This is a genomic window from Actinophytocola sediminis (assembly GCF_054779715.1).
Genome location: NZ_BAAGXS010000049.1, coordinates 42,414 through 67,600, shown reverse-complemented (window position 1 = coordinate 67,600; position 25,187 = coordinate 42,414). Strand labels below are relative to the sequence as shown.

The 25,187-nt window shown below is 68.9% G+C and carries 25 protein-coding genes, 1 pseudogene and 1 riboswitch; of the genes and pseudogenes, 14 read left to right on the top strand and 12 right to left on the bottom strand.

What is annotated here, in order from left to right; translation table 11 throughout:
* Positions 1-199: 199 nt before the first annotated feature.
* The 4 genes and pseudogenes from ltrA to ACYVIP_RS27630 all read left to right on the top strand — a co-directional run bounded on the left by ltrA (position 200) and on the right by ACYVIP_RS27630 (position 2,970).
* On the top strand, positions 200-1,651 hold the full coding sequence (gene ltrA, locus ACYVIP_RS27645; protein WP_460401464.1) for a group II intron reverse transcriptase/maturase: 1,452 nt from the start codon (positions 200-202) through the stop codon (positions 1,649-1,651).
* 104 nt (positions 1,652-1,755) lie between these two features.
* Positions 1,756-2,283, top strand: a pseudogene (locus tag ACYVIP_RS27640) (transposase); the annotation flags it as partial.
* Positions 2,284-2,353: 70 nt separating this feature from the next.
* The gene (locus ACYVIP_RS27635; protein ID WP_460401462.1) at positions 2,354-2,743 is read left to right on the top strand and encodes a polymorphic toxin type 17 domain-containing protein; all 390 of its coding nucleotides are present in this window, start codon (positions 2,354-2,356) and stop codon (positions 2,741-2,743) included.
* Positions 2,743-2,970, top strand: coding sequence for a hypothetical protein (locus ACYVIP_RS27630; RefSeq protein ID WP_460401460.1), 228 nt, complete (start codon positions 2,743-2,745; stop codon positions 2,968-2,970). The genes ACYVIP_RS27635 and ACYVIP_RS27630 overlap by 1 nt, the downstream gene beginning before the upstream one ends.
* 278 nt (positions 2,971-3,248) lie before the next feature.
* Here the strand turns inward: ACYVIP_RS27630 and ACYVIP_RS27625 are convergent, their stop codons facing one another.
* Positions 3,249-4,619, bottom strand: coding sequence for a hypothetical protein (locus ACYVIP_RS27625; RefSeq protein WP_460401458.1), 1,371 nt, complete (start codon positions 4,617-4,619; stop codon positions 3,249-3,251).
* Between the two features lie 1,090 nt (positions 4,620-5,709).
* Here ACYVIP_RS27625 and ACYVIP_RS27620 point away from each other — a divergent pair.
* Positions 5,710-6,393, top strand: coding sequence for a hypothetical protein (locus ACYVIP_RS27620; RefSeq protein ID WP_460401456.1), 684 nt, complete (start codon positions 5,710-5,712; stop codon positions 6,391-6,393).
* Between the two features lie 237 nt (positions 6,394-6,630).
* Positions 6,631-7,032 carry a DUF4240 domain-containing protein gene (locus tag ACYVIP_RS27615; protein WP_460401454.1) on the top strand — a complete coding sequence of 134 codons (402 nt, stop codon included), beginning with the start codon at positions 6,631-6,633 and terminating at the stop codon, positions 7,030-7,032.
* Here the strand turns inward: ACYVIP_RS27615 and ACYVIP_RS27610 are convergent.
* Together ACYVIP_RS27610 and ACYVIP_RS27605 are read right to left on the bottom strand one after the other, a co-directional pair.
* Complete coding sequence (locus tag ACYVIP_RS27610; RefSeq protein WP_460401599.1) at positions 6,954-7,451, bottom strand: hypothetical protein; 498 nt, start codon at positions 7,449-7,451, stop codon at positions 6,954-6,956. The genes ACYVIP_RS27615 and ACYVIP_RS27610 overlap by 79 nt on opposite strands.
* A gap of 162 nt (positions 7,452-7,613) precedes the next feature.
* Positions 7,614-7,871, bottom strand: coding sequence for a hypothetical protein (locus ACYVIP_RS27605; protein ID WP_460401452.1), 258 nt, complete (start codon positions 7,869-7,871; stop codon positions 7,614-7,616).
* Between the two features lie 513 nt (positions 7,872-8,384).
* Here ACYVIP_RS27605 and ACYVIP_RS27600 point away from each other — a divergent pair.
* Both ACYVIP_RS27600 and ACYVIP_RS27595 read left to right on the top strand, forming a co-directional pair.
* Entirely contained in the window at positions 8,385-10,478 is a 2,094-nt protein-coding gene (locus ACYVIP_RS27600; protein ID WP_460401450.1) for a family 43 glycosylhydrolase, read from the top strand.
* 50 nt (positions 10,479-10,528) lie between these two features.
* On the top strand, positions 10,529-11,221 hold the full coding sequence (locus ACYVIP_RS27595) for an aspartate/glutamate racemase family protein (RefSeq protein WP_460401448.1): 693 nt from the start codon (positions 10,529-10,531) through the stop codon (positions 11,219-11,221).
* Positions 11,222-11,252: 31 nt separating this feature from the next.
* On the opposite strand, the gene ACYVIP_RS27590 is transcribed toward ACYVIP_RS27595, so the two are convergent.
* The 9 genes from ACYVIP_RS27590 to ACYVIP_RS27550 all read right to left on the bottom strand — a co-directional run bounded on the left by ACYVIP_RS27590 (position 11,253) and on the right by ACYVIP_RS27550 (position 19,817).
* A complete protein-coding gene (locus ACYVIP_RS27590) occupies positions 11,253-11,723 on the bottom strand; it encodes a DUF6924 domain-containing protein (RefSeq protein WP_460401446.1) in 471 nt (156 codons plus the stop codon).
* 65 nt (positions 11,724-11,788) lie between these two features.
* Entirely contained in the window at positions 11,789-12,562 is a 774-nt protein-coding gene (locus ACYVIP_RS27585) for a class I SAM-dependent methyltransferase (RefSeq protein ID WP_460401444.1), read from the bottom strand.
* Positions 12,559-13,422 carry an ABC transporter ATP-binding protein gene (locus ACYVIP_RS27580; RefSeq protein ID WP_460401442.1) on the bottom strand — a complete coding sequence of 288 codons (864 nt, stop codon included), beginning with the start codon at positions 13,420-13,422 and terminating at the stop codon, positions 12,559-12,561. The genes ACYVIP_RS27585 and ACYVIP_RS27580 overlap by 4 nt, the downstream gene beginning before the upstream one ends.
* Positions 13,419-14,498, bottom strand: coding sequence for a FecCD family ABC transporter permease (locus ACYVIP_RS27575; protein WP_460401440.1), 1,080 nt, complete (start codon positions 14,496-14,498; stop codon positions 13,419-13,421). The genes ACYVIP_RS27580 and ACYVIP_RS27575 overlap by 4 nt, the downstream gene beginning before the upstream one ends.
* Positions 14,495-15,580 (bottom strand): ABC transporter substrate-binding protein, encoded by a 1,086-nt coding sequence (locus ACYVIP_RS27570; RefSeq protein WP_460401438.1) that lies wholly within the window; start codon positions 15,578-15,580, stop codon positions 14,495-14,497. The genes ACYVIP_RS27575 and ACYVIP_RS27570 overlap by 4 nt, the downstream gene beginning before the upstream one ends.
* Before the next feature lie 34 nt (positions 15,581-15,614).
* A complete protein-coding gene (locus ACYVIP_RS27565) occupies positions 15,615-16,871 on the bottom strand; it encodes an MFS transporter (protein WP_460401436.1) in 1,257 nt (418 codons plus the stop codon).
* The gene (locus ACYVIP_RS27560; protein ID WP_460401434.1) at positions 16,868-18,187 is read right to left on the bottom strand and encodes an opine metallophore biosynthesis dehydrogenase; all 1,320 of its coding nucleotides are present in this window, start codon (positions 18,185-18,187) and stop codon (positions 16,868-16,870) included. The genes ACYVIP_RS27565 and ACYVIP_RS27560 overlap by 4 nt, the downstream gene beginning before the upstream one ends.
* A gap of 8 nt (positions 18,188-18,195) precedes the next feature.
* Positions 18,196-18,993 carry an SAM-dependent methyltransferase gene (locus ACYVIP_RS27555; RefSeq protein ID WP_460401432.1) on the bottom strand — a complete coding sequence of 266 codons (798 nt, stop codon included), beginning with the start codon at positions 18,991-18,993 and terminating at the stop codon, positions 18,196-18,198.
* Positions 18,990-19,817 carry a hypothetical protein gene (locus ACYVIP_RS27550; protein WP_460401430.1) on the bottom strand — a complete coding sequence of 276 codons (828 nt, stop codon included), beginning with the start codon at positions 19,815-19,817 and terminating at the stop codon, positions 18,990-18,992. The genes ACYVIP_RS27555 and ACYVIP_RS27550 overlap by 4 nt, the downstream gene beginning before the upstream one ends.
* A 258-nt stretch (positions 19,818-20,075) precedes the next feature.
* A riboswitch (cobalamin riboswitch) is annotated at positions 20,076-20,253 on the top strand.
* A gap of 42 nt (positions 20,254-20,295) precedes the next feature.
* Between ACYVIP_RS27550 and ACYVIP_RS27545 the strand changes: the two genes are divergently transcribed.
* From ACYVIP_RS27545 to ACYVIP_RS27520, 6 genes are all read left to right on the top strand, one after another.
* On the top strand, positions 20,296-21,369 hold the full coding sequence (locus ACYVIP_RS27545) for a FecCD family ABC transporter permease (RefSeq protein ID WP_460401428.1): 1,074 nt from the start codon (positions 20,296-20,298) through the stop codon (positions 21,367-21,369).
* A complete protein-coding gene (locus ACYVIP_RS27540) occupies positions 21,366-22,166 on the top strand; it encodes an ABC transporter ATP-binding protein (protein WP_460401426.1) in 801 nt (266 codons plus the stop codon). Before ACYVIP_RS27545 ends, ACYVIP_RS27540 begins: the two co-directional genes overlap by 4 nt.
* A complete protein-coding gene (locus tag ACYVIP_RS27535; protein WP_460401424.1) occupies positions 22,163-23,185 on the top strand; it encodes an ABC transporter substrate-binding protein in 1,023 nt (340 codons plus the stop codon). The genes ACYVIP_RS27540 and ACYVIP_RS27535 overlap by 4 nt, the downstream gene beginning before the upstream one ends.
* A gap of 65 nt (positions 23,186-23,250) precedes the next feature.
* A complete protein-coding gene (locus ACYVIP_RS27530; protein ID WP_460401422.1) occupies positions 23,251-23,751 on the top strand; it encodes a TetR/AcrR family transcriptional regulator in 501 nt (166 codons plus the stop codon).
* 13 nt (positions 23,752-23,764) lie between these two features.
* Positions 23,765-24,124 (top strand): hypothetical protein, encoded by a 360-nt coding sequence (locus ACYVIP_RS27525; protein WP_460401420.1) that lies wholly within the window; start codon positions 23,765-23,767, stop codon positions 24,122-24,124.
* Between the two features lie 4 nt (positions 24,125-24,128).
* A complete protein-coding gene (locus ACYVIP_RS27520) occupies positions 24,129-25,154 on the top strand; it encodes an alpha/beta hydrolase family protein (protein WP_460401418.1) in 1,026 nt (341 codons plus the stop codon).
* The last annotated feature ends 33 nt before the right edge of the window (positions 25,155-25,187 follow it).

The window sequence follows — 25,187 nt, the reverse complement described above, 5'->3', positions numbered from 1 at the left end:
GTTCGCCAGTGAACGTGGGAACCACCTTGGTGGCCCCCAACCCGGGTCGCGGCCAGCGACCCGGCGGGAAGGCCCACCGTCGGTTGATGCCACCGGGGTGGGGCGGAGGACCCGTAGTAGTCCGAGATCAGGAAAGCCGGTCACATGGCGAAGGGGTCCAGCGTGTTCGCGGCGTCGATGCTGATCCGGGAGGTCGCTGGTGAATATCGGCGCTCCGTGGCCTGACCTTGATGAGGCGGAGACACGGGTACGGGTGATGCAGAGGAAGCTGCACCGATGGGCGAAGGCTGATCCTGGCCGTCGCTTCGATGATCTCCGCAACCTCGTCTATGACCCGGCATTCCTGGTCGTGGCTTGGAATCGGGTGCGGGGCAATAAGGGCGCGCGAACGGCGGGGGTTGATGGTGTCGCACCACGCGATGTCGGCCTCGCCGCCGAGGAATTGCTCGATGGGCTGCGGGATGATCTCAAGGCCGGTCGGTTTGTTCCTCGGCCGGTGCGGGAGAAGGCGATTCCGAAAGCATCGGGCAAACTCCGGCGCTTGGGGATCCCGACGACCGGAGACCGGGTCGTGCAGGCCGTGTTGAAGCTGGTGCTCGAGCCGATTTTCGAGGCGGATTTCCAGCCGTGTTCCTACGGTTTCCGTCCGAGACGTCGCGCGCAGGACGCGATCGCTGAGATTCACTACCTTGCTTCACCCACTCGGAACTACGAATGGGTGTTCGAGGCGGATATCTCGGCCTGTTTCGACGAGATCTCACACTCGGCCCTGATGGATCGGGTGCGGGCACGGATCGGAGACAAACGAGTCCTGTGCTGGATCAAGGCGTTCTTGCGAGCGGGCATCCTTACTGAGGACGGCCGTGACCGCGAGACGATCGCCGGCACACCCCAGGGCGGGATCCTGTCACCGCTGCTGGCCAATATCGCCCTGTCCGTCCTGGACGAGCACTTCGCCCGCAAGTGGAAAGCGCTCGGCCCGGAATGGACGCGGAGCAAGCACCGGCGCGCTGGTGGCGCGGTCATGAAGATCGTCCGCTATGCGGACGACTTTGTGGTCATGCTGGCCGGGAAACGCGCCGATGCCGAAGCTCTCTGGGATGAGGTCAGCGCGGTACTCGCGCCGATGGGCTTGCGCCTGGCGGCCGAGAAGACCAGGGTCAGTCACATTGACGAGGGGTTCGATTTCCTTGGCTGGCGCATCCAGCGCCGTGCCTGGCGAAACCGAACCGGTAAACGAGCCGTCTACACCTATCCATCGAAGAAGGCTCTTGCCTCGATCATGGACAAGATACGGACGCTCACTCGCCGCCGGAATCATCGAACACTTGCCGATCTGCTGCGCCGACTCAACCCGGTGCTGCGGGGATGGTGCACCTATTTCCGCCACGGGGTGTCATCTCGGACGTTCGGCTATATCGACCATTTCGCCTTCTGGCGGATCGTCGGCTGGCTCCGAAAGCGGCACCTCGGGCTGAACATGCACACCCTCGTTCGCCGGTTCCTGCCAGGATGGCAGATTGGTGCCGAGGGAATCGAGATGTTCCGGCCGGAAACGATAACTATCGAACGTTACCGGTATCGGGGCACTCGCATCCCCACGCCATGGTCGCAAGCAGACACACCAGGAACGCCCGCATCAACGGCATGAGCACGTGGAGAGCCGGATGCGGCGACGAGTCGCACGTCCGGTTCGGAGGGCGGGCACGGGAAACGGGCCAGCAGAAACGCTGGAACCGCGCCCGTGTCCGACCCTACACCGAACACCGCACCACAGAAGGAAAGCTGTATCTGTGCGCGGTCAAGGACGTCTGCTCCAACCGGATCGTCGGCTACTCCATCGACTCCCGGATGAAGTCCCGCCTCGCGGTCACCGCGCTCATCAACGCCGTCGCCCGCCGTGACGAGATCACCGGCTGTGTGGTGCACACCGACCGTGGATCGCAGTTCCGATCAAGGAAATTCGTCCGTGCGCTCGCTCGTCAGGGGCTGGCCGGCTCGATGGGCCGGGTCGGCGCCGCCGACGATAACGCCGCCATGGAAAGCTTCTTCGCGTTGCCGCAGAACAACGTTCTCGACCGACGCACCTGGTCCACCAGTGACGAGCTGCGGATCGCGATCGTCACCTGGATCGAACGCACCTACCACCGCCGCCGACGTCAACCCGCCCTCGGCCGGTTGACCCCCATCGAACACGAAGCAATCATGACCACACCAGCCAGCAGGCTGCGTGACTACCACTGTCACCTACTCGTGCAGCAGATCCCATCTCGATTCCGGTGACTACCTCCATGCTATCGGCGGTCGCCCCGTCAAGGTTTCAAGACTGAGTGCTCTTGGTGCCCGAGTCACAATGGCACACAATATTACCGTTGATGACCTACACACATACTATGTCACCATAAGTCATAACATATCAGTGTTGGTACACAACGATGAAACGTGTTCCATCAAATCCCGTATGTGTACAGCCGGCCCAGGGGACCTTGGCTTGCCCAATCAGGGTAAGGTTCGTTATGTTCCCCCTAAGGGATATAATGCATCTAACCCGCTGCCGCGTGGTCCGGGCGGTGGCTATCTAGATCGTTTTGGCAATGAGTGGGTCGTTGGGCCTTCGCGTACTAAAGGGGAGTCATTTGAATGGGAAGTTCAGCTTTCTCGTACCGGGCAGTCTCAGCTTGGGTGGTTGTCCCGTGATGGACGCCATGTCAATGTTTCCCTCATGGGTCGGGTGACGCACTGATGAGTGATATTGACTATTATGATGTTGTTGAGGTGCTGAATACGACATCCACTTCAACGTCCGGTATAAGCGGTAAATTCGGAGTTGTTCTTGGGAAATCTGATGGGTCTCTTGGTAAAATGTACGCCGTTTCGATTGACGATGATGTAACTTACATGGTGGCGGAATCGGATCTGCGTGCAACTGGTGAGCATCGCACTCGAAAGGATATTTACGGCGACGAATAGATTTGAGGTAACTGACGGATCCGGTTGCGCGCGCACGCACGCATGGCCGACCTACGCCTCCCTGAGGGCAGGTCGAGGATTGTCGATTCGTGCGACCTCCGCCATTGGCGAGGTCACCGTCTACCGGGACGGCACCGAACTGGGCACGAGTCCGGTGGCGGGGTTCGTCGAGTACCGGGTGCCAGACGCGGACTCGGCGTACCGGGTGGTGGCCGAGGCGCGGCGGTCCAATGCCGCGTGGCGGGAGCCGGCACCAGCTCCGCCAGCGGTGTGTGTCATCAGTTCGCGAAGTAGCCGGCCAGGTCCATGACGAAGTGAACGTTGCCGGAATGGTTGTACACGTTGTATCCCCAGTACTGCAGTCCGTTGTCACGAATTTCCCAGGCAAGACCGACCGTCGTCGTGTTCGCCACCGTTCTCCCGGCGGTCACGTTGACGGTCGAGGACAGGGGCGGTGTGGTGCCGGCCGGGTACACCGTCAGGTAGGTGTCTTTCGTGGCGTTGGTCGCGGTTATGTTCATCGCCAGGGCATGGAAGGTCATGTCCTGTACATCGAACCCGATGTACCAGCCACCTTTCAGGGGCACGCCTGGGGAAATCCGTGTATCGACTGCCCGCACCGGCGAGACCGGGTAGAAGAGATCCTCCCCCGTGAGACCGTAGTAGCCGACCAGATCGACCACCACGTGCGCACTACCGGAGTGGTTGTAGAGCTGAATGTCCCGGCCGGGGCCGAGCGCGACGGTCACCTGGTTGGCCGTGACCGCACCCTTGGCGGCGTTGATACTGGAGGCATTCGGACGATCGCTGTCGCCTGACGGATACGCCGTCAGGTACGTGTTGGCCGTCGGCGAGACTACGGTGAGGTTGATCGTGACGGCATTCGCCAGGCTGTCCACGAAAGAGCTCGTGTTGAGGTAGATGATGCCGCCCGGGCCGACCGGGCGCCCCTCTGTTCTGGTGTCCAGCACACGCCGTGGAGCGGGACTGTTGTACCGCCCCGACGCATCGCTCCCGTAGTGGCCGGCAAGGTCGGCGACCAGATCGACGCTGCCGGCGAAGTTGTACAGCTTGAGCCGACGGTCGGCACCGAGTGCGACGGTCACCGCGTTCGCCCGCACCTCGCCGGTTGCCAGGTTGAGATTGGAGACGGTGGGCATTGGCTCCGCGGCCGGCCAGACCCGCAGGTGCGTGGGCGCGGTCGGCTTCACCCCGGTCAGGTTCAGCACCACGGCCGTCGTGTGCTCCGGAACGTGCCCCGACAGATCGAGGCTGATGGTGCCGCGCGCCCCGACCGGCCCTGACGCGCCGAGACTGACGCGGGTGTCCAACACCCGCTCCGGCGACCTCCCCGTGAAGAACGAACCGGTCTCCGCCTCCGCCCGCGCAACGCCGCCGGCACGAGGCAGATCAAGCTCCAGCACCGGTGGCTGCCCCTGATCAGGCGTCGCCACCGCCTCACCACTCACCAGGACAGCGGCCACCGACGCGACCAGCAGTGCGAGCGCTCTTCGTAACATCATCGAACGTGGTCCTCCAGAACCCCTCAGATTGATCCCCCGCGTCACCGTAGCCGCGCCGTCAAAGTGCGATACCAACCCGTCGAGGCTCCAACCGGGCGATGGCGGCAGCGGCGCGTCGTGCAGCATCCGTGCAGCGGCACTCGCCGCCGACGACGTGATCGACGGCTCGCCGAGGGCCCGAAGAGGCGTGGTTGGTGGTTCACCCGCCGGGACGATGTCCGGTTCACACGGCGGTAGGTGGAGCAGATGTGGAGCACGGCTACGAGCTGAACCGCGCTGAACGGCACTGGCTGGGAGCGGAACGGCGTAGGATTTCCTGCGGGTTCTCTGTTTGTGCTGGTCAGAGGCATGATTGTGCCAGTCTGGCAGTGTGGGGGTCAGGGGTTCGAACCCCCTCAGCTCCACAACACAAAGCATCAGGTCAGGACATGCTTCCTGACCTGATGCTTGTGTCTTGTCCGCACTTGGACGTTGTCATGCCAGATCAGGCGGCAGGCGCCCCCGTGCGTCCTGGATCATGAGGTCCAGCGCTGCCGCGGTCGCGTGATCGCGCTCCCAGGTCGGGTGCTGGTAGATCATGGCAGCCCGAGTGTTGGAATGCCCGATCCGGGCCAGGAGTTCCTTCAGGCTGGCCTAACAGACGCCCGTCCGGACCGGGCTGAGCGAACGCCTTCAGGTGCTCGGAGATCTCCGCCGTGGTCACGACCGACAGCGAGATCGTCCGTTTGCCCGAGTCCGACTTAGGGGCGTCGTCGTACTGGACACCGCCGTCCAACTCCCCGGTGGCGACCGCCACCTTCAGTTCGGGGTATGTCGGGGACACGTGCCGGCGACAGCCGAGGAGTGGGTGCGCCGGGCGTGCATGCTGGTGGCGGCGTCCGCCTTCTGCCGGCAGCAGCGCGGCTTCGCCCGGGAAGGCGATTTGATCCGGTCGAGTCCGATCAGGAGCGGGGCCGGATTCGAACCTGTCACCTGCCGCTTGGGAGTCCTCGGGACTAGCGACCGATTGGGATCGGATCCGTACGCCAGGACTGCGACGGTGACGAGGAATCTCATGCGAGCGTGGACGCCGCACTGTCGTGACAGTTCTACCGACGCAACGTTATCGCCCAATACCGGCGGCTGCCGCCGGTCCTGATGGTCACGACACGCCGGTGGCTCGTATCGCTACGTCTGTTGCTTTGTTGCGGCCGGATCACAATTCGCGTCGGATGTGTTGAATCGGCGGCTTCTGGTCGATGTGTTCCCCGAAGACATCTTTCTATCGATGGGGACTGCGATGGTGGCCACAACCGATCCGACCAACCCGGAGGTTTTCCGGAGCCGCCTCCGCCGGGCCGTGCGATCCTGGCGGTTTTGGGTCGGGGCGGCTGTGGTGGCCGGGCTCGTTGCCGGGTGGGGGTTGAACTTCTACAACTACGCCGTGAGCGAAGCGAACGACGCGTTGGTGGCGAGGCTCGTCAAGGACAAGGACTCGCTCACCGAACAGTTGGAGGAGGCGTCGAGTGCACGTGAGTCGCTTCGTGGCCAGCTCGTCAGTAGGACCACCGAGCGGGACCGACTTGCCGCCGCCGAGGCGACGCTCGACCAGCGGACGAGCGCGGTCAAACAACGCGAGGACGCGGTCAAGCAGCGAGAGGGCGCCGTCACCATGCAGGAGCGGACGATAGCGCAGAACACCATCGGCGAGGGCGACTGGGCGGTCGGCGTCGACGTACAGCCCGGTACCTATCGCACCATCCAAGCGGTGTCCGGTGACTGTTACTGGGAAATCAACTCCGACGCCAACGGTGACGACATTGTGGCCAACAACATCGTCACTGGCGGCCGGCCGACGGTGACGCTCGAGAATGGTCAGTACTTCTCCACCAGCCGATGCGGTGACTGGCGGAAGGTCTGACGCCGACCTGAGCACCACGGCATTGTGCTCAGTTAGTGATGGCAGACGAAGCCGCTCAGCCGAGCCGCGACCTTGCGCGCTGGTTTGCCTGCTCGTCGTTGTCCGCCTTCGTATCTTCGGCGGCAACTGAGACCTGAAACAAGATCGGCCGCCTCTCCGCAAGTCGACCGCAGGAGGTAGCAGGTCAGCGGTGGCGTCCCCAGTAATCGGCGGTGTTGTTTGTGTCAGACTTCGGGGGTGCAGGTGGACGAGTTTTGGTCGTTGATCGAGAAGGCCAGGGATGATGCGTCTGGCGATGGCCACGCTTGGCCGGCGGGCGCAGCGGTTGGTCGGGCGTTGGCGGAGCGGCTGGCGCAGCTGCCGGCGGAGCGCATCGTGGAGTTTTATCGTTGTTACGAGCGGGAAGGTGCTCGCGCGTATCAGTGGGACTTGTGTGCTGCGGCGTATGTGATCCGCGGGTACGTCTCTGACGATGTGTTCGGTGACTTTCGGGCGGGTTTGGTCGGTCTGGGGCGTGAGGCGTTCGAGCGGGCGGTTGCTGATGCGGATGCGTTGACGGATCATCCGACGGTGCAGGCGATCAGGACCTCGCTCAGGTCCGGGCCAGCGAGCGTGGCGGCCCAGCCCTCCACGACGTAGACGAGGATCTCGTTGTGGCGGTGCGTGTGGGCTTTGGAGTGGTGCCTGCCGACCATGCCGGAACTGAGCTTGCGGCTCCCGACCTTGTCAGTGGTGATGGCAGGCAGCTGGGACCGCATTCGCGGTCCCAGCTCGGGCGCGAGGTTCCGCGCGGACACCATCGCGAACGGCGGGCGTCTCATGCCGACGACAGGACGTCCGGGTGTTGTGGACAAGCTGTGGATGCGGCCGTCCGCGTGCTCCACGACGGCCCAGTCGGTGAAGTCCGGTGACATTGTGCGCAGCACTGACGGAACATCGGTGGACAGGTCCGGCCACACATACAGGAGGGCGCGCGGACCGAGGTCGGGCACCGTGGCGTCGGCTGTCAGTCGATGCCAACGGGAGTGGTTGCCGACGAACCGCTTCTCCAACAGCACCCTGCCGTGCCGTGCCGCGAGTGTCGCCGCCTCGGCCCAGAACGCCGCGTCCGCCGGACGCGGCTCGTAAGGCCCATTGTCATCCGGGTCGTGGGGCGAGCCGTCCAGGCGCTCGACGAACAGACCGTTCGCCGTGGTCAGCGCGACCGCGTCTCCGCACGGTTACGCGCTTCCGATGTACATGTACTGGTCGTAGCCGACATGGACGAAGAACCGGTCCTCGGATTCGAGTCGGCACCACGCGCCATCGTGGTAGCCGGTGAGGTCGGGCGGGAACAGCCCGTGCAGCCCATGGCCGTCGAGGGGTGGCTCTGCTCCGAAGTGGACGAATCCGCTGACCCACGGGTGGCGGATGGTCAGCCGGGTCACGCCGGTGTCCTCGGTGAACGCCGTCACGGCGGCGAGGTAGGCGGCCGCCACCGGACCGTGGTCGCTCGTGGCACTCGAAGCGGCCGGGGCTATGTTCCACGATCAGATGCGCCCGTGCCAGGTCGACACGTCCTCGGACCCGCGGTACGTGCCCCGGTCGTCGCGATCGGCGGGATCGTGTTTGGTGATCCGGTGGACGTGCGGTGTGCTCATGATCGACTGGGGTGGCCCCTTCGAGCACGCTGACCGAGCCACCAGGTCGACAACGACCCGATAAGCCACGAACGTCCTGTCAGGCCGCAGAGCGGGCTTCCACATGTTCGTTCATACCCGGCGGGCAGGAGCAGATCTGGAGCACGGATGCGATCCGAACCGCGCTCAACGGCACTGGCTGAAGCAGAACGGCGTGGGATTTCCTGCGGGTTCGCTGTCTCCTCTGGTCAGAGGCATGATCGTGCCAGACTGGCAGTGCGGGGTCAGGGGTTCGAACCCCTCAGCTCCGCAGTTGTTCGTGCGTGTGTGCTCGCCTAGGGCTGGAAACCCTGCCATGAAAGGGAGACAACGATGATGCCCCGACGTGTGTTGGCGTTAGCGGCGTTGCTCGGCCTGCTCTTCGCGGGCGCACCACCCGCGTCCGCCCAGACTGGGGAGAGAACGGTCAAGCTGGTCAACAAGGACAGCGCGGGCAACGCCGCGATCCGGTTCGACGTCAACGGGAACGCGATCGACGCTCACGACGGCCAGATCCAACGCTTCGGCGACACCTACTACCTCTACGGCACCTCGTACGGTTGCGGTTTCGAGTGGAACACACCGGGAGCGCGGTTCTGCGGGTTCGTCTCCTACACCTCGCCGGACCTCGTGAACTGGACCCCGCGCGGCCCGTTGTTCGACGCTCGCGGACAGGCCTGGCAGAACCGCTGCGACGGCGGTACCTACGGCTGCTTCCGCCCGCACGTCGTGCACAACAGCGCGACCGGCAAGTACGTGCTGTGGATCAACACCTACGACAACGGCGTCGGCTACCGCGTCTTCACCTCGTCGAATCCCGTGTCCGGCTTCGCGGAGGTCGCGGTACCGGACCTCGGCCCGGACGAGGGTCCCGCGGGTGGCGTGAACTACGGCGACCACCAGATGTTCGTCGACGACGACGGCACGGCGTACCTGGCGTTCACCGACTGGCGGCGGTCCGGTGATCTGATCGTCGAGAAGCTCGACCCCACCTACACCACGGGCTCGGGACAGTGGCGCCGCGTGGGCCTGCGCAACACCGAGGCGCCGACGATCTTCAAGCGCGGTGGCCGCTACTACCTCACCTACTCCGACCCCAACCGCGGTTACACCACCACCGGCACCGCCTTCGTCACCGCGTCCAGCCCGCTTGGTCCGTGGACCGGGACCAGCGTGCGGTCCGACGCCTGGTCGGTATCCGGTGGCGCGCTGCGGATCGACGGCGGCGACGTCGGGCTGAGCAGGGACGGTGAACAGTGGCGCGACTACACGTTCACCGCCGTCGTCACGCCCGAGTTGTCGTCCTCGGGCGACTTCGCCCAGGTCGGTCTGGTCGTGCGCAGCTCCACCGCCGGTGACTACCGCTGGCTGATCGGCAACTACCCGCACCCCGGCGCGGCGGGCGGCAACCTGACCAAGCTGGTGCCGGGCAAGCCCACTACGACCGTCCCGCTGCCGATGGCGATCACCACCGGTCAGCGGTACGAGATCAAGGTCGAGGTCTCGGCCGCGACGATCCGCACGTTCGTCGACGGGCAGCTCGTCGACACGACCGAGGACGGCACCAGCCTGACCGGACGGGTCGGGTTCCGGCAGCACGAAGGTGAACGCGCGTCGGTGGACAGCGTTTCGGTGACCGCTCCCGACGGTACGGTGCTCCTCGCCGACGACTTCTCCGGCGACCTGTCCCGCTGGGACTCTCCCGGTGCGATCATCACCGGCACCAACATCACCACGACCTCGTGCGGCGGGCAGCCGGCCGACGTGCTGAAGATCGACACCAGGTCCGGTCCGCTGTACCTCTACCAGTCGGACGTGTGGATGAACGCCAAGCCGAACGAGGCGCTGGCCAAGCACTACTGGCAGCCGCTGTCGTTCGACTCCGCCGGTGCCATCCGGCCGATCGAGTGTGGTGTCTCCTACGACGTCACGATTCCAGCCAAGCCCGCTGAGAAACCGCGCACTCCTGCCGTGTCGACGGGGAACGCCGGCTACCAGACGCACTGGGACGTCCTCGGCGAGCTGGCTCGGGCGCAGACGTTCACCGTGCCCCGCAAGGGCGAGCTGACCGAGGTTCGGTTCACGAGCTTCCAGACCGGCTACCCGGACGCTGGGCTGACGCTGGAGCTCACGCGGCTGCGCGGCGGCGTCCCGGCCGAGACCGTGGCGTCCACTGTGGTCGGACGAGAGCAGGTTTCCTGGGCGGCGCAATGGGTCTCGCTGCGGTTGCCGACGCCGGTGAAGGTCCGGCGTGGTGAGCGGTTCGCGCTGGTCGTGCGCACCACGTCCAACACCGGTTTCTACGGCATCGCCTACACCGACACCAACCCGTACTCGGGCGGCACCGCGCTGGTCAGCCGGAACTCGGGGACGACCTGGCAGGTCGAGGCAGGACGCAGTCTGCACCTGGCGGCCGAGGTCCGATGACTCCTTGCCTGCCAAGGGCCGCGACCTGCACCGCGGTGCTTGAATGACCCATGCGGATGATCGGGATGCTCGGCGGGATGAGCTGGGAGAGTAGTGCGGAGTACTACCGGCTGGCGAACGTGCTGGTGCGCGAACGGGTAGGTGGCCTGCACTCGGCCAAGGTCGTGCTGCACTCCGTGGACTTCGCCGAGATCGAGCGCATGCAGGTCGAGGGCCGGTGGGCGGACGCAGGCAAGGTGCTCGCCGACGCGGCGGCGGGCGTGCGGGCCGCCGGTGCGGACTTCCTGCTGATCTGCACCAACACCATGCACAAGGTCTACGACCAGGTGCAGGCCGCCGTCGACATCCCGGTCATCCACCTCGGCGACACCACTGCCGCGGCCATCAGGAACGCCGGCCTCACCACGGTGGGCCTGCTCGGCACCGGCTTCACCATGGACCAGCCGTTCTACCGCGAACGCCTGGCGTCGCACGGGCTGACGGTGCTGGTCCCGTCGCCGGCGGACCGCGCGACCGTGCACCGGATCATCTACGACGAACTGTGCCTCGGCATCGTCCGCGACGAGTCCCGACGCGCCTACCAGGACGTGATCGCCCGGTTCGAAGGAGCCCAGGGCGTGATCCTCGGCTGCACCGAGATCGAGTTGCTGATCAGCCAGGACGACGTGCCGCTGCCCGTGTTCCCCACGACCCGGCTGCACGTCGAAGCCGCCGTGGAGAGGGCGATTGGGGCAAATCCGTGAACACGACCTGGCCGTCGGCCACGTCGAGGGGTCAGGAGGTCGGCGGCGCAGCAGGCTTGTTCGGCTGACTGTGAGACCGCAGTTCGGCCAGCGCCTGGAGATGCCGGTCCTCGAGTCGGTGGACACCAGAGGCGTCGAGCGAGTTCAGGTAGTCGCCGAAGCTGAGGTTGTCGATCGCCAGATTGCCGATAACGGACCGGAACGCGTCGGGTTCGACCCGGAACGTCCGACCGGGTTCCTCGATGACGTCGATCAGCAGCAGCGAGCGCTCGGCGGAGGAGAAGGTAACGCGGTCCGCTATGACGAGCACCGGGTAGCGGCTGCCCGCTGGGACCAGTGCCAGCAGCTCCCGCGCGGACAGGTCTCGATGGCTGGGGTCGGTGATGACTGTCACCCAGTCGTCACCGGTCTCGTCCAGTAACGCCTGCCATGCTCCTTCATCAGTGAAGTCGGTGCGCAGGAACGGCGAATAGTCGGTCTCGGGCAAGCGCGCGGCGGTCACGCGTCCTCCTTGGATGTCGGTACAGAGCTTTCATCGTGCGAAATGACAGTGTTGACCTCGACCCGTCAGCGGAGTCCGGCGATGATGCCGGTCTGGAGGTCCTGCCAGACCATGCCCGCTTCCGCGAACCCGGCCTCGCGCAACGCGCTGTCCTGGAACCGGTGCGTGGCGCCGGACCAGTCTCGCGCGCCGTCTGGCCACAGCGTGGCTCGTTCGGCGAGCGCCGCTGCCAGGGCGGGCTCGGCGCTTACGGCCGCCCACCACGCTTCCCACGACTCTCCGCCGGCGGCCAGTGCGTGGTTGCGCCGTTCGCGGGCGATCTCGTCGCACGCGGCACGCAGCCTGCCGCCTTCGGGGTGCGGGAGGTAGTCGGCGTTGAGCAGGACGCCGCCGGGGCGCAGGAGCTCGTACGAGCGGCGGTAGGTGGCGACCAGGGCGGCCGGGTCCAGCCAGTGCAGCGCCGTGCTGGACAGCACCGCGTCGAAGGTGCCCGCCGCGCCGTCGTCGCCGAGTGCGGCCGGCCAGTTCGGGTCGCGCAGGTCGGCCCGGACCCAGCTGAGCCTGCCCTCCTGGTCACCGAGCGCGCCCTGCCCGATCGCCAGCAGCACGGGGTCGACGTCGACGGCGACCGACCTCGCCCTCGGCAGTCGGCTGAGCAGCCGGCCGCTGATCGCCCCTGGCCCGCAGGCGAGGTCGAGCACCACCAGGTCCTCGGCGGGGCGCAGGTGCGCGAGGATCTCGAACATCGCGTCGTACAGCCGGTCGCGCGCCCTGATGTAGACGGTCTGCTGGGCATCCCACCGGGCGAGCAGGTCTGACCACAGGTTGGCGGCGGTCACGGGCTTTCCTTCCTGGCTGCGGTCAGCGGGACACCAGCGGGGACGGCGGCGGCCGTCGTGTCGGGGAGGCGGGAGAAGCCGAGGTGGACCTGCCCGGTGTCGGGGTCGACCCACCGGCACGAGCGGACGCCGAAGACGTCGCCGACCAGTTCCGGGGTGAGCACGTCGGCAGGCGGCCCGTCCGCGACGACCCGGCCCCGGTGCAGCACGTACACCCGGTCGCAGTAGGCGACCGCGTGCGTGAGGTCGTGCATGACCGTCAGCGTGCTGACGCCGAGCGCGCGGACCAGGTCGAGCAGCTCCAGCTGGAAGCGGATGTCCAGGTGGTTGGTCGGCTCGTCGAGTACCAGCAGCCGGGGCCGCTGGGTCAGGGCTCTGGCCAGCAGGACCCGCTGCTTCTCCCCGCCGGAGAGGGTGTCGAAGGCGCGTCCGGCCAGTGCGGCGGTCCCGGTCCTGGTGAGGGCCCGCACACAGATCTCGTGGTCGGTGGCGGTGTCGCGGTCCAGCGGGTCCTTGTGCGGGTTGCGGCCCATCGCGACCACGTCGGCGACCGTGAGGGAGAAGTCGCTCCCGCTTTCCTGCACGACCGCGGCGGTTCGCTGGGCGGACTGGCGGGCGGTCAGCTGCCACACGTCGTCGCCGTCGATGCGCACCGCACCCGCCGAGGGCCGCAGCGCGCGGTAGATCACCCGCAGCAGCGTGGACTTTCCGCTGCCGTTCGGGCCGACGATGCCCACCATCTCCCCGGCGTCGACGGTCAGCTCCGCCTCGGACACGATCGGGTTGTCGTCGAGCGTGACCGACACCCCGTCGACCACGACCTGTGGCGGAATGATGTCGTCGTTCGCTGTCGTGGTCACCCGAACCGTGCCTCCCGTCCTGCCTCGCGCTGGCGCAGCAGCCAGATGAAGAACGGCACCCCGAACACCGCGGTGACGATCGAGAGCGGCAGTTCGGTGGGGGACAGCACCGTGCGGGCGGCCAGATCCATCAGTACCAGGAACACCGCACCGGTCAACGCCGCCACCGGCAGCAACCGCCGGTGGTCGGCGCCGACGAGCATCCGGCACAGGTGCGGGATGATCAGCCCCACGAACGCGATCGCGCCGCTGACGGCCACCATGACGCCGACCATCAGCGAGGTGACCACCAGCATCCGGATCCGGAACCGGCCGACGTCCAGGCCAAGGGCGACCGCCGTCTCCTCCCCGGCCAGCAGCGAGTTCAGCGGCCGTGCCTGGGTCAGCAGGTAGAGCAGGCCGGCCACCACGGCGACCGCGGGGATGCCGACGTCGTTCCACGCCGTGGCGCCGAGGCTGCCGAACAACCAGATCAGCACGCCCTGCACGTCGTGTGGGTTGGCGCGCAACAACAGCAGGCCGTAGAGGGCCTGGAACAGGTAGGCCAGCGACACCCCGGCCAGGATCAGCCGGAACGGCGTGACCCGGCCCGCGCGCTGCGCCAGCAGGTACACCAGCAGGGTCGCGATCAGCGCGCCCGCGAACGCGGCCGACGACAGACCGAGCCCGCCGGCCGCCGAGGCACCGAGCACCAGTACGAGCACCGTGCCGAGGGAGGCGCCGGAGGAGACCCCGAGCAGGTAGGGGTCCGCCAGCGGGTTGCGCACCACCGCCTGCAGCACGACCCCGACCGCGGCCAGGCCACCGCCGACCACCGCGCCAAGCAGCGCGCGGGGCAGGCGGAACTCCCACACGATGTAGGCGAACACCGGATCGCCTGGCGGGGCGAACCAGTCGGCGGAGATCTTGTGCAGGACCACCTGCACGGTGTCCCGCACCGGCACCACCACCGGCCCGAGACCGGTCGCCAGCACGATGCTGACCAGCACCGCGGCACTCAGGCCGGCCAGCACCGCCGCTTGGCGGCCCCGGCGGCGCACCACCGGCCCGCTGGTGTCCGGTGTGGACGACGTCATCGCTGGCCCGGTGTGGTCGTCGGGGCGGGCACGTCCGCGAACGCGTCCGGGTGCAGCGTCCTGGCGAGGTCCTCGATGACGTCGACGAAACGCCAGCCGGGCGTGTTCGCGGAGTCGGTGGTCAGCACGGCCTTCCGGTCCTTGCTGGCCGTCATCTCGGGGAACGCGCGGTACAGGTACTCGGTGCTCTCCTCGGCGCCGGTGTCGTCGTTGGGGCTCGCGCCAACCAGGAAGACCGCGGGATCGGTGGCGGCCACCCGCTCGATCGGGACGTTGAGGAACCCCCGGCGCCCACCGCCGACGTCCCCGAAGACGTTCCTGCCCCCCGCCGCGCGGATCACCTCGTCGACGAAGGCGTCCCGCGAGCCGGTCATGATCGGGCCTTCGCCGCCGTAGTAGTAGAGGACCGGCACCGGTTCCCGGCCGGCGACCCGCTGTCGCACGTCGGCGATCCGTGCCCGCAGCTCGTCGGCCACCCGCTCGGCGCGATCCTCGATGTCGAAGATGGCGCCGAGGTCGGTGATCGCGCGGAAGGTGAAGTCGATCTTGACCTGGGTGTCGTCCGGGCACACGAGGGCATACACGTTGGCGCCGATGTGCTGGAGGTCCTCGAGCGTGGCGAGCCCGGGGGAGAGCTGGTGGGGACCGCCGTACTCGGAGTTGACGTACGCGAAGAGCAGGTCGGGCCGCAGCCCGAGCAGCTGTTCCTTGCCGACCGGGACGTAGGCGTCCGGCGACTCGTCGGGCACGCGCTCGAAGGCGGCGGCCTGGTCGGACAGGGGTGGGTCCATGGGCCTGATCTGGGCGATCGCCCGGTCGGCCAGTCCCAGGCCGAAGAACAGCTCGGCCGCCGGCTGGAACCCGAGGTAGACCCGGCCGGGCTTCTTCTCGAACGTGACCTGGCGGCCGCAGTTCTCGACGGTGACCGGGTAGTGGTCCGACGCCCCGGCGGCCTCGTTCGCCCCTGGCGCGTCACCACTCCTGGCGCATCCGCTCACCAGGACCGGCGCCAGCAACAGTGCCGCCACCCGCCACCTGGTGCGACGGCTGTCCGCGACCCGGGTGTCATATCGACCAAACATCGACAAACCTCCACAGCAGGTGGTCAGTAATGTCCTAAACGTCGGTCAGGTCCCCCTCCCGGTTCCCGCGACCTCGCACGGTCGCGGCGGCACCGATCGACAGCGCGGTGAACGCGCCGAAGACCGCCGCCGCGCCCAGATAGCCGCCCGCCGCCAGGCCGGCACCACCGGCGGCCGCGCCGACGAACAGGCCAAGGCTCATGCCGGAGGCCTTGAGCGACAGGGCGGTGCCCCGCAGGGCGCCGCAGCGGCGGACCAGCAGCGTCACCGACGCCGCGACCCCCACCGCGTGACTCGCGGACAGCACCGCGGAGGAGATCAACGCCAGTGGCAGCGTGGGCGCCAGGAACACGCCGAACAGCGAGACCAGCGCCACCACCAGGCACACACGCAGTGCACGGCAGGCGGGCCGGTCGGACTCGGTGCCGTTCACCAGGCGGCCGGTGAACAGGTTGCCGAGGAAGAACGCCCCGCCGCTCAGGGTCCACACGAACGCGAACACGCCGGGCGTCAGCCCGAACTCGTCGGCGTAGAACGCGGCCAGGTACGCCTGGTATCCCTGGAACGCCGCGGCCTGGCCGAACGACAGGATGATGATCGCGCGCGCGCCCGGTACCGCCGCCAGGGCACGGAAGGCGGCGAAGTAGCCGTGACGGGGCGCCGTGTCGTCGTGGCCATCCCGGCCGTACCGGAGCATCACCGGCACCAGTAGGACCGCCAGCACCGCGATCGCGACCAAGTCCCCCCGCCAGCCCCACCACAGCGCGGGCACGGCGAGCACCGGTACGACCAGCGTGGCGGCCAGCGTCCGCGTCGCCGACACCAGCGTCGCGGCGCGGGCCGCGGCCGGGCCGGTGCCGAACCGGTCGGCCGCGGCGGTCGTCAGGGCGGGGTAGAGCACGGCGTTGGACACGCCGATGAGCAGACAGAACGCGGCGAGCGCTGGCAGCCAGGCGACGGTCCCGACCAGTGCCGCCGCGGCCAGCAGCAGCAGCGACCAGGCGGCGACCCTGCCGGGGGGAATCCGTCCGATCAGTGGCGCGACGAGGATCCCGACCACCACGGCACCGATGCCGCCGAGGCCGCGCAGCGCACCCACCACCGCGGTGCTCTCCCCGGCGTCGTCGGTGATCGCCACGAGGTAGGTGCTGTACACGGTGAAGGGCATCAGCCCGACCACCGACGCGATCAGGGTCGGCAGCACCGCGCGCGAGATGCGCCAGTCGCTGAGCTGTTCGACCGAGGGCACGCCGGCGGTGGTCGGCGAACCCGCACGGTCCGCCGTGGTCATCGGGCCGTCGCCAGGTCGCCGCGGATCAGCTCGAGGTCCGCGCGGAAGTCCCGCACCGAGAAGGCGGCCGACACCGGGGTGCCCGCGCGCGCCATGGCCGCCTCGTCCAGCGCGCGCTCGTAGCGGGCGATGAACCTGTCGATCGTGGGGCACGGCACTCCCAGATGCCGCCCGACCCCTTGGATGATCTTCGTCCGGTAGTAGTCCTCGTTCGGCATTCTCGGCACGTCCCACCGTCCCGCGCGGTCGACGAAGGCCCGGCGGATGGGCACGGCCGAGAAGTCGAAGTACCTGCCGTCGGCGTCCGGCTCGGAGAACGGGTCGACCAGCAGCGAGGCGTACCGGACGTACACCAGGTATTCCTGATGGATGGTCGGCAGCCGCTCGAACCGTTCGATGTCCCGGCGGGCGACGCTTTCCTCGCGTACCGGGTAGCTGTCCTCCACCATGAACCGCAGCAGGTTCACGCCCGGGATGCCCAGCCTGCCGACCATGCTCGTCAGCTCCTTCCACTGGCTCACCAGCTCGCTGATCAGCGCGGGCGTGATGGGCCCCTCTGGCACCAGCTTGTAGACGTACTTGACCGGGCCGGACTCGGCGAACACGGCGTCCAGCGTGATGTCGTTCATGAACAGCGCGGGGTGCACGTACAGGGAGATGTTCCTGGTCTCGGCCGCCATCGGCCCGGCCATGACCGGCGTGGCGACGCCGAGCCTGCGGTGGAGTTCGCACAGCGCGTCCAGGTTGTCCGACCGGCCGCGGCTGGAACCGACGTACAGCCGCTTCTTGACCGCCGCGGTGACCACGCGCGGGGACGGACCCCCGTCCCGCCAACGGGTGGCGCCAAGATAGCTGGAGAGGCTGATCACCTCCGCGTCCACGCCGTGGCCGAGGAGCAGGCGCCGGACCAGACCGCTCGAGCCGACGGTCGGCGACACCAGCACCACACACCTGACCTGCTCGAGAACCCGGTGCTCGAGCTGGCGCACGACCTGCGTGTACGCGTCCGCGGTCACCGCCAGGACCAGGGTGTGCCACCTGCCGGTGACCGACCGGTATCCCCGGAACAGGTCGTCGACCACGCATTCGCCCTCGGCGGCGCGGTCCTTGGCACTCTGGACGTCCACCCGGATGCGCCCGTGGCTGTCCCGCAGTCCGGAGAAGAACGCGTCCGCTCGGACGGACTCCCGTCCCGCGATCCCCACCACGCAACCGAGCCGGTTGGTCAACGCGACCGCCAGCTGCACGGCGGCCGGACCGGTGCCCGCGATCAGCACCCGGTCGACGTCGTGCGTTCCTCGCCCCGTTCCACCCACAGCCGTACTCACACCTTCCGGTAGAGCGCGATGTCGAAGACCTGCTCGGGCCGCGGCACGTTCTCGGCCAGCGCCCATTTCCGCCGGTCGACCTCCCGCATGGGGTAGTTGAAGAGGGACTTCAGGTCGTCGCCGTAGCGGACGGCCACGACGACGTCGTCGCGGGTCGACGAGTGGATCCGGTCGAGCAGGTCGTACTTGACCGCGCCGGTCGAACTGAAGATGACGTGCGACGCCTCCCCGGTGAAGGCCAGGTCCACCACCGGTGTGTGCTCCAGCCTGATGTCCAGGTCGTCGCTCCCCAGCCGCGCCACGACCTGCCTGCCCAACTCGACGGCCTCGGGATCGATGTCGACGCCGACCACGCCGGCGCCGGTCCGCCTGGCGATGTACAGCGGGGTCATCGGAAACGAGCCAGCGCCGACGAGCAGCACCCTGGCGTCCGGGGACAGTTCGAAGGTCCCGAACTCCTCCTCGATGCAGGACTCGACGTTCTCGAAGTAGCCCGTGGTCCCGGCATGGCCGAGCAGGAGCTGGCGGGCGCGGTACTTCTCCATGATCGCCGCGCAGCGGGCGGACCGCGCTCGCAGGTCCTCGACCAGGTTCGTGAACTCGTCCGTGCCCGCGCGCACGAGGGCGTGCCATGCCTGGTGATGGCGCCGGTCGGTCACGAAACCGGAGTAGTCGCCGACGACGCTGGCCAGCTCCGCGCTGTGGCGCACCGTCCCGTCGTACCGCGCGGCCGCCGCCAGGAGGCGCCGCAGATAGTTGTGCATCAACGACAACAGCTCCGGCGCGCCGCTCACAGGAAAGCCCGTCCCTGCGCCACGATCCGGACCGACCCCTCGACCTCGATGCCCGTCGGACCGCCACGTTCGTAGTTCACCGTCACCCGCATCGACCCGCCTGGCTGGACCACGTTCGTCGCGACGGAGGTGTTGTTCTTCCACGCCAGGTACGCGCCGAGCGAGGCGGTACCGGACCCGCAGCCCTTCTCCCAGACCATGCTGTCCACCGACGGCACGTGGACCAGCGGGGCGAGGCGGTTCGAAGCCGCGGTGTACAACAGAACCCCGACGACGGACACGTCCCGGGTCTCGCCAAGCCGGCGCGCCAGGACCTGCGCCTGGTCCATGGTGGCCCGGTCGAGCAGCCCGGTCTCGATGACCACGAACAGCGAGCTCTCGTAGCGCACGAAGGTCGACCCGGCACCGAGCTCGCCCGCGCGGGCACCGTCCTCCACCGCCGTCGGCAACGGCATCGTGAGCCGGCAACCGAAGTCCCGCCGCCGCCGCACGACCCGGCACCTGGCGACGTCGGCCGTCCCCGACACCTCCAGCGCGGTGTCCAGGCTGTCGCCGGTCTCCAGCTCCGCCTCGAACGCGCGCAGCGCCGCCAGCGCCATGCACGCGTTGCCGCAGAACTCGCCGCCCGCCATGTGGAGACCGGCATCCGCGTCCAGCGACTCCGGTTTCCGCACGAACCCGACCTGCTCGGCGTGCACGTGCTCGTAGGCCATGACGCGCCTGGCGATGGCCGGGTACTCCTCCTGCGGGTGCTCCGTCCGCACCAGGACGGTCATGTTCTGGGTGGGACTCGCCTTGACGAAGTCGATCTCGCGGCTGATCACCGCCCGCTCCGTGCGGAGGCGAACCGGCGCCGGCCGCGCGCGCGTCGCCGATCCTCGTCGCCCCCCGTGCTGGCGAGGTCGTTGCGCATCAGGTCCTCCCCGAATCTCGTCGTGTTCCGGGTCACGAGGCCAGCTGGGTCACACGGTGACCGACTGGTGACACCAGGTCATGAGTCGGCGACGAGGGCCTCGTAGTTCCGAGGCTTCCTATCTGTGACGCGGGACACATTTGGTGCCCCTCGCTGTGGATCGGTCGTGTTAACGTCCCGCTGAGCCAGTCGCGCCCATGTGGCCAGGGAATCCGGTGTGAGTCCGGAACTGTCGCGCAGCGGTGAGGGTGACCGGCGGAACACGCGCCACTGGGCCGAACGGCCCGGGAAGGCGTTCCGCCGGGGCGATCCCGAGTCCGAAGACCTGCTGGCTCGGTCGTCATCCGACCGGGCTCCGCGACCTGGGCCCCTGGCGAGAGCGGGTCCGCGTGTCCCCGAGGCGTGCCATCTCCGGTAGCGGCCCGCCGCGCCGGATGCCGGTCGTGCCGCTGCTGCTCGTGCTGCTCGCTGGTCTGGCCGCCAGCATGGTCGTCTCCCTGACCCTCGGCGCGGAGCCGTTGCCGCTGACCGGGGTCTGGGAGACCGTGCGGGCCAGGCTGGGTGGTGCGCCGGGCCAGGACCCGGTGTACGACGCGATCGTGTGGGACCTGCGTGCCCCACGGGTGCTGATGGCCGCCGTGGTGGGGGCGGGTCTGGCGTTGGCGGGCGCGGTGATGCAGACCCTGGTCCGCAACCCGCTGGCCGATCCGTACCTGCTCGGCGTCTCCTCGGGTGCGGGTGTCGGGGCGACGCTGGTCATCGTCGCGGGGGTGTTCGGCGGGCTGGGGATCTGGGCGGTGTCGGCGGGCGCGCTGGTCGGCGCGGTGCTGGCGTCGCTGCTGGTGTTCGGCGTGTCGCTCGCGCAGGGTGGGCTGACGCCGTTGCGGCTGGTCCTGACCGGGGTCGTGCTGTCCGCCGCGTTCTCGTCGGTGTCCAGCTTCCTGGTGTTCCTGGGGGACGAGCCGGAGGCGACACGGTCGGTGCTGCACTGGCTGCTTGGCAGCCTGTCCGGCTCGACGTGGGCGAGCACCGGTCCGGCGCTGATCACGGTTGTGCTGTCCGTCGTCGCGCTGCTGGCGGTGCACACCTGGCTGGACGCGCTGGCCGCCGGTCCGGACGTGGCCGCCGCCCTGGGGGTCCCGGTACGCGAAATCCGGATCGGCCTGTTCGTGCTGACCTCGGTGCTGGTCGGGGTGCTCGTCGCGGTCTCAGGTGGCATCGGCTTCGTCGGCCTGGTCGTGCCGCACCTGGCGCGGCTCGTCGTCGGTGCGCGGCACGCCGCGGTGCTGCCGGTGGCGGCGCTCGGGGGAGCGCTGTTCCTGGTGTGGGTGGATGTGGTGGCCCGGGTGCTGGTCCGGCCGCAGGAGATGCCGTTGAGCGTGGTGACGGGGCTGGTGGGCGCTCCGGTGTTCCTGATCCTGATGGGCCGCAGGCACTACAGCTTCGCTGGCGGCGCCGCATGACGCGTCTGCGCTGTCACGGGGTGCGGTGCGAGATCGCGGGCCGGGTCATCGTGTCCGGTGTCGATCTCGAGGTGCCGCCGGGCGAGCTGATCGCCCTGGTGGGGGTCAACGGCAGCGGCAAGTCGACGCTGATTCGCGCGCTCTGCGGGCTGGCGGCACCGGCGGCGGGCCGGGTCACCGTCGACGGCGAGGACGTGCACGCGCTCCCGGTACGCAGCCGGGCCCGCCGCATCGCCTATGTCGGGCAGGAGGAGACGCCGCCGGCGGACCTGCTGGTGGGGGAGCTGGTCGCGCTGGGCCGCGTGCCGCACCAGCCGCCGTGGGCGTTGGGGCGGGTGGCCCGCGCGAGCACCCTGGACGCGCTGGCGGCCGTCGGTCTGGCCGACGCGGTGGACCGGCGATGCGACCAGCTCTCCGGCGGCGAACGCCGCCGGGTGACGCTCGCCCGCGCGCTCGCCCAGGGCGCCGGGCTCGTGGTCCTCGACGAACCGACCAACCACCTCGACATCAGCCACCAGACCCGGCTGCTGGAAACCCTCCGCGGTCTCGGCCGCACCGTCGTGGCGGCGATGCACGACCTGTCGCTGGCCGCCGCCTACTTCGACCGCGTCGCGGTGCTGCACGACGGCGCGCTGCGCACCGTCGACGCGGCGGCGGTCGCCCTGGCGCCCGCGACGGTCGAGGAGGTCTTCGCCGTGGCCGCCGCCCACCTGACCGACGCGCGCACCAGTCGCGAGCACCTCGTGCTCGGGCCGGGGTTCGCGCGGTCCCGCCCCGACCAGAGAAGAGCACCATGACGACCCGCACTGTTCGCCGCCGCGCCGTCACCCTGCTCGCCGTCGTCGCGCTCGCCGGGTGCGGTGGCGAACCGCCCGAGTCCGCGTCCGGCGAGATCACCGTGACCAACTGCGGCGAGCAGGTCCCGTTCCCCAGCCCGGCGCGGCGCCTGTTCGTCAACCAGGGGAACCGGATCGCCACCGTGCTCGCCGTCGGCGCGGCCGACCAGGTGGCCGCGGTGAGCAGCCTCGGTGACGACCGGGCGGTGCTCGAGGCCGCCTACGGGGCGGACGTCGTCGGCGGCCTGCCGGTCACCACGGAGGGCCAGCCGTCGCTGGAGAACGTCCTCGCCAAGCGGGCCGACGTGATGGTGTCCTGGTTCAGCGACGGCGACGACGTGACGCCGCAACGACTGGCGGCCCAGTCGATCGCGGCCTACCAGACGACCGAGGGCTGCCCGCGGGGCTCCGGCGCCGAGCGCGGCACGACCGAGCCGTGGGCGGCACTGACCACCGACCTGCGCAACCTCGGCCGCATCACCGGGCACGACCGGGAGGCGGCGTCCGTGGTGACCGACATCGGCGACCGGCTCGACGCGCTGGCCGCCGCGCCCGCGGGACAGACCCCGCCGACGGTCTTCCTCTTCGACCGCGGCACCACGGACGTCTACTCCAGTGGGGCCTACGGGGCGCCGCAGGCCGTCATCGAGGCCGCCGGTGCGCGCAACGCTCTCGGTGATCTCGAGGAATCCTGGACCTCGGTGTCCTGGGAGCGGATCGTCGCGGCGAAGCCCGACTTCATCGCCTTCGTCGACTACCGCAGGCAGTCCTTCGAGGACAAGGTCGCCGTGCTGCGGACCAACCCCGCCACCAGGAACCTGCCCGCGGTCGCCGAGGGCCGGTTCCTGAACCTGCCGTTCGCGATGTGGACCTCCAGCCCGCTGAACATCGACGCCGCCGAACACCTCCGCGTCGCGCTGGAATCCCGCAACCTCCTGCCCCGCAGCGAGATCAGCGCGCGCCTGGACGTTCCCCGGTGAACACCGGGCTTTTGAGGAACGGTCGTTCTTGACTGATCGTTCCTCAAAAGTCTACGGTTTGGGGCATGGGCAGGCGACGGGCGTTCGACGAGGACGCGGTGGTGCGTGCCGCCGTGGGACTGTTCGGCGGTCGCGCGTACGACGGGGTGTCCATCGACGACCTCGTCACCCACCTCGGCGTGCACCGCAACAGCCTGTACAAGACGTTCGGCAGCAAGCGCGGCCTCTACCTGGTCGCCCTGCGCCGCCACCTCGCCGACGACGTCCGCCCCCTGGTCGAAGCGCTCGCCGCGGCGACGGATGCCGCGACCGCGCTGCGGATCGTCACGTCGGCCGATCTCGGTCTGCTGCTGCTCGCGGCGGTCGACCGGGCGCCCGCCGACGAGGAGGTGGCCGCCGAGGTGGCCGCGGCGCTGGCCGCCGTCGACCAGGCGATGGCCGGCGCGCTCGGCATCTCCACCGACCTGGCCGCCGCCCTCACGGCCACCGGGCTGGGCATCCTCCTGCGCGGCAACCCCGGCGGGGTCGCCACCGCGCTGACCCAGCTCCTCGATCCGCTCAACTGACAAGGAAACAGCTATGGCACTGGTCCAGATCGACGGCGACGACCTCGTCGTCGTGATCGAGGGTCTCAACAAGCTCTGGGCCTTCAAGAGTCGCCTGACCATCCCACTGGTCAACGTCCGCGGCGCGACCGCGGATCCCGGCATCGTCGCCGATCCCAAGGGGATTCGCGCGCCGGGCGCCCGCGTGCCCGGCCTGATCACGGCGGGCACGTTCCACCTCGACGGCGAGAAGGTCTTCTGGGACGTCAGGAATCCGTCGAAGGCGGTCGTGATCGAACTCGCCGACGAGCACTACGCCCGCCTGGTTCTCCAGGTCGACGACCCCCGCGCGACCGTGGCGCTGGTCGAGAACGCCCTACCCGGAAAGAGGTAAGCCGATGTTCGCCCACTTCGTCGCGGCCGTGCTGTCGCTGACCGTGGTGACCGCCACCCCGGCCGAGGCGAGGCCGCGCCTTGTGCCCGCCGCTGACCGCGAGGTCGTCTTCACCGTCGACGGCACGACCACGTACGGCACCCTGCACGTGCCCGCGCACCGTGCCGGGCAACGGTTGCCCGCCGCCCTGCTGCTGCCCGGCAGTGGCCCCACCGACCGCGACGGCAACCAGCCGGCCGCGTCCCCGAACACCCTGGCGCAGGTGGCCGGCGCGCTCGCCAACGACCGGGTCGCCACGCTGCGGTTCGACAAGTACGGCACCGGCCGCACCGGGCTCGGCGCCTACGATGGCCGTCCGGAAGCGCTCGACTACCCGGCATTCGTCCGCCAGGCCACGGCCGCCTACCAGGTGTTGCGCGACCAGCCGGAGACCGACCCGCGCGCGCTGATGGTCGTCGGGCACAGCGAGGGCGCGATGACCGCGCTGCTGCTCGGCGGCACCGTCCACCCGCGACCGGCCGGCCTGGCACTGCTGCAACCGCAGGCGATCCGCATGCTGGACCTGGTCGCGTCGCAACTGCACGCCCAGGTCGCCGAGGCGACCCGGCAGGGCCAGTTCACCCCCGAGCAGCAGCGCGTGATCGACGCGGCGATCGACGCCGCCGTCACCGCCCTGCGCGAACACCGACCGGTCGACACCGCCGACCTGCCGCCCGCCGTCGCCCAGCTCTTCGAGGCGTTCCAGGGGACGAGCCGCCGGTTCGTGCTCAGCGACGACGCCGTCTACCCGCCGGCCGCCGCCGCCACCCTGCGGCCGGGGACCAGGGTGCTGCTGACCTGTGGCAGGAACGACGTCCAGGTCCCTTGCGCCACAACGGATGCCCTGACCGACGCGCTGCGCCGCGCGCACGCCGGCGGACCGGGCAGGGTGTCGCTGTCCGGAGTGGACCACCTGCTGCACGACGCCGACCACCCGGACACCCTCGCCCCGGCCGTGGTCGACGCCCTGCACCGGTTCGCGAGGCGCTAGTACCAGCACGGGCACGGTTCGCGGGAGCGGCTG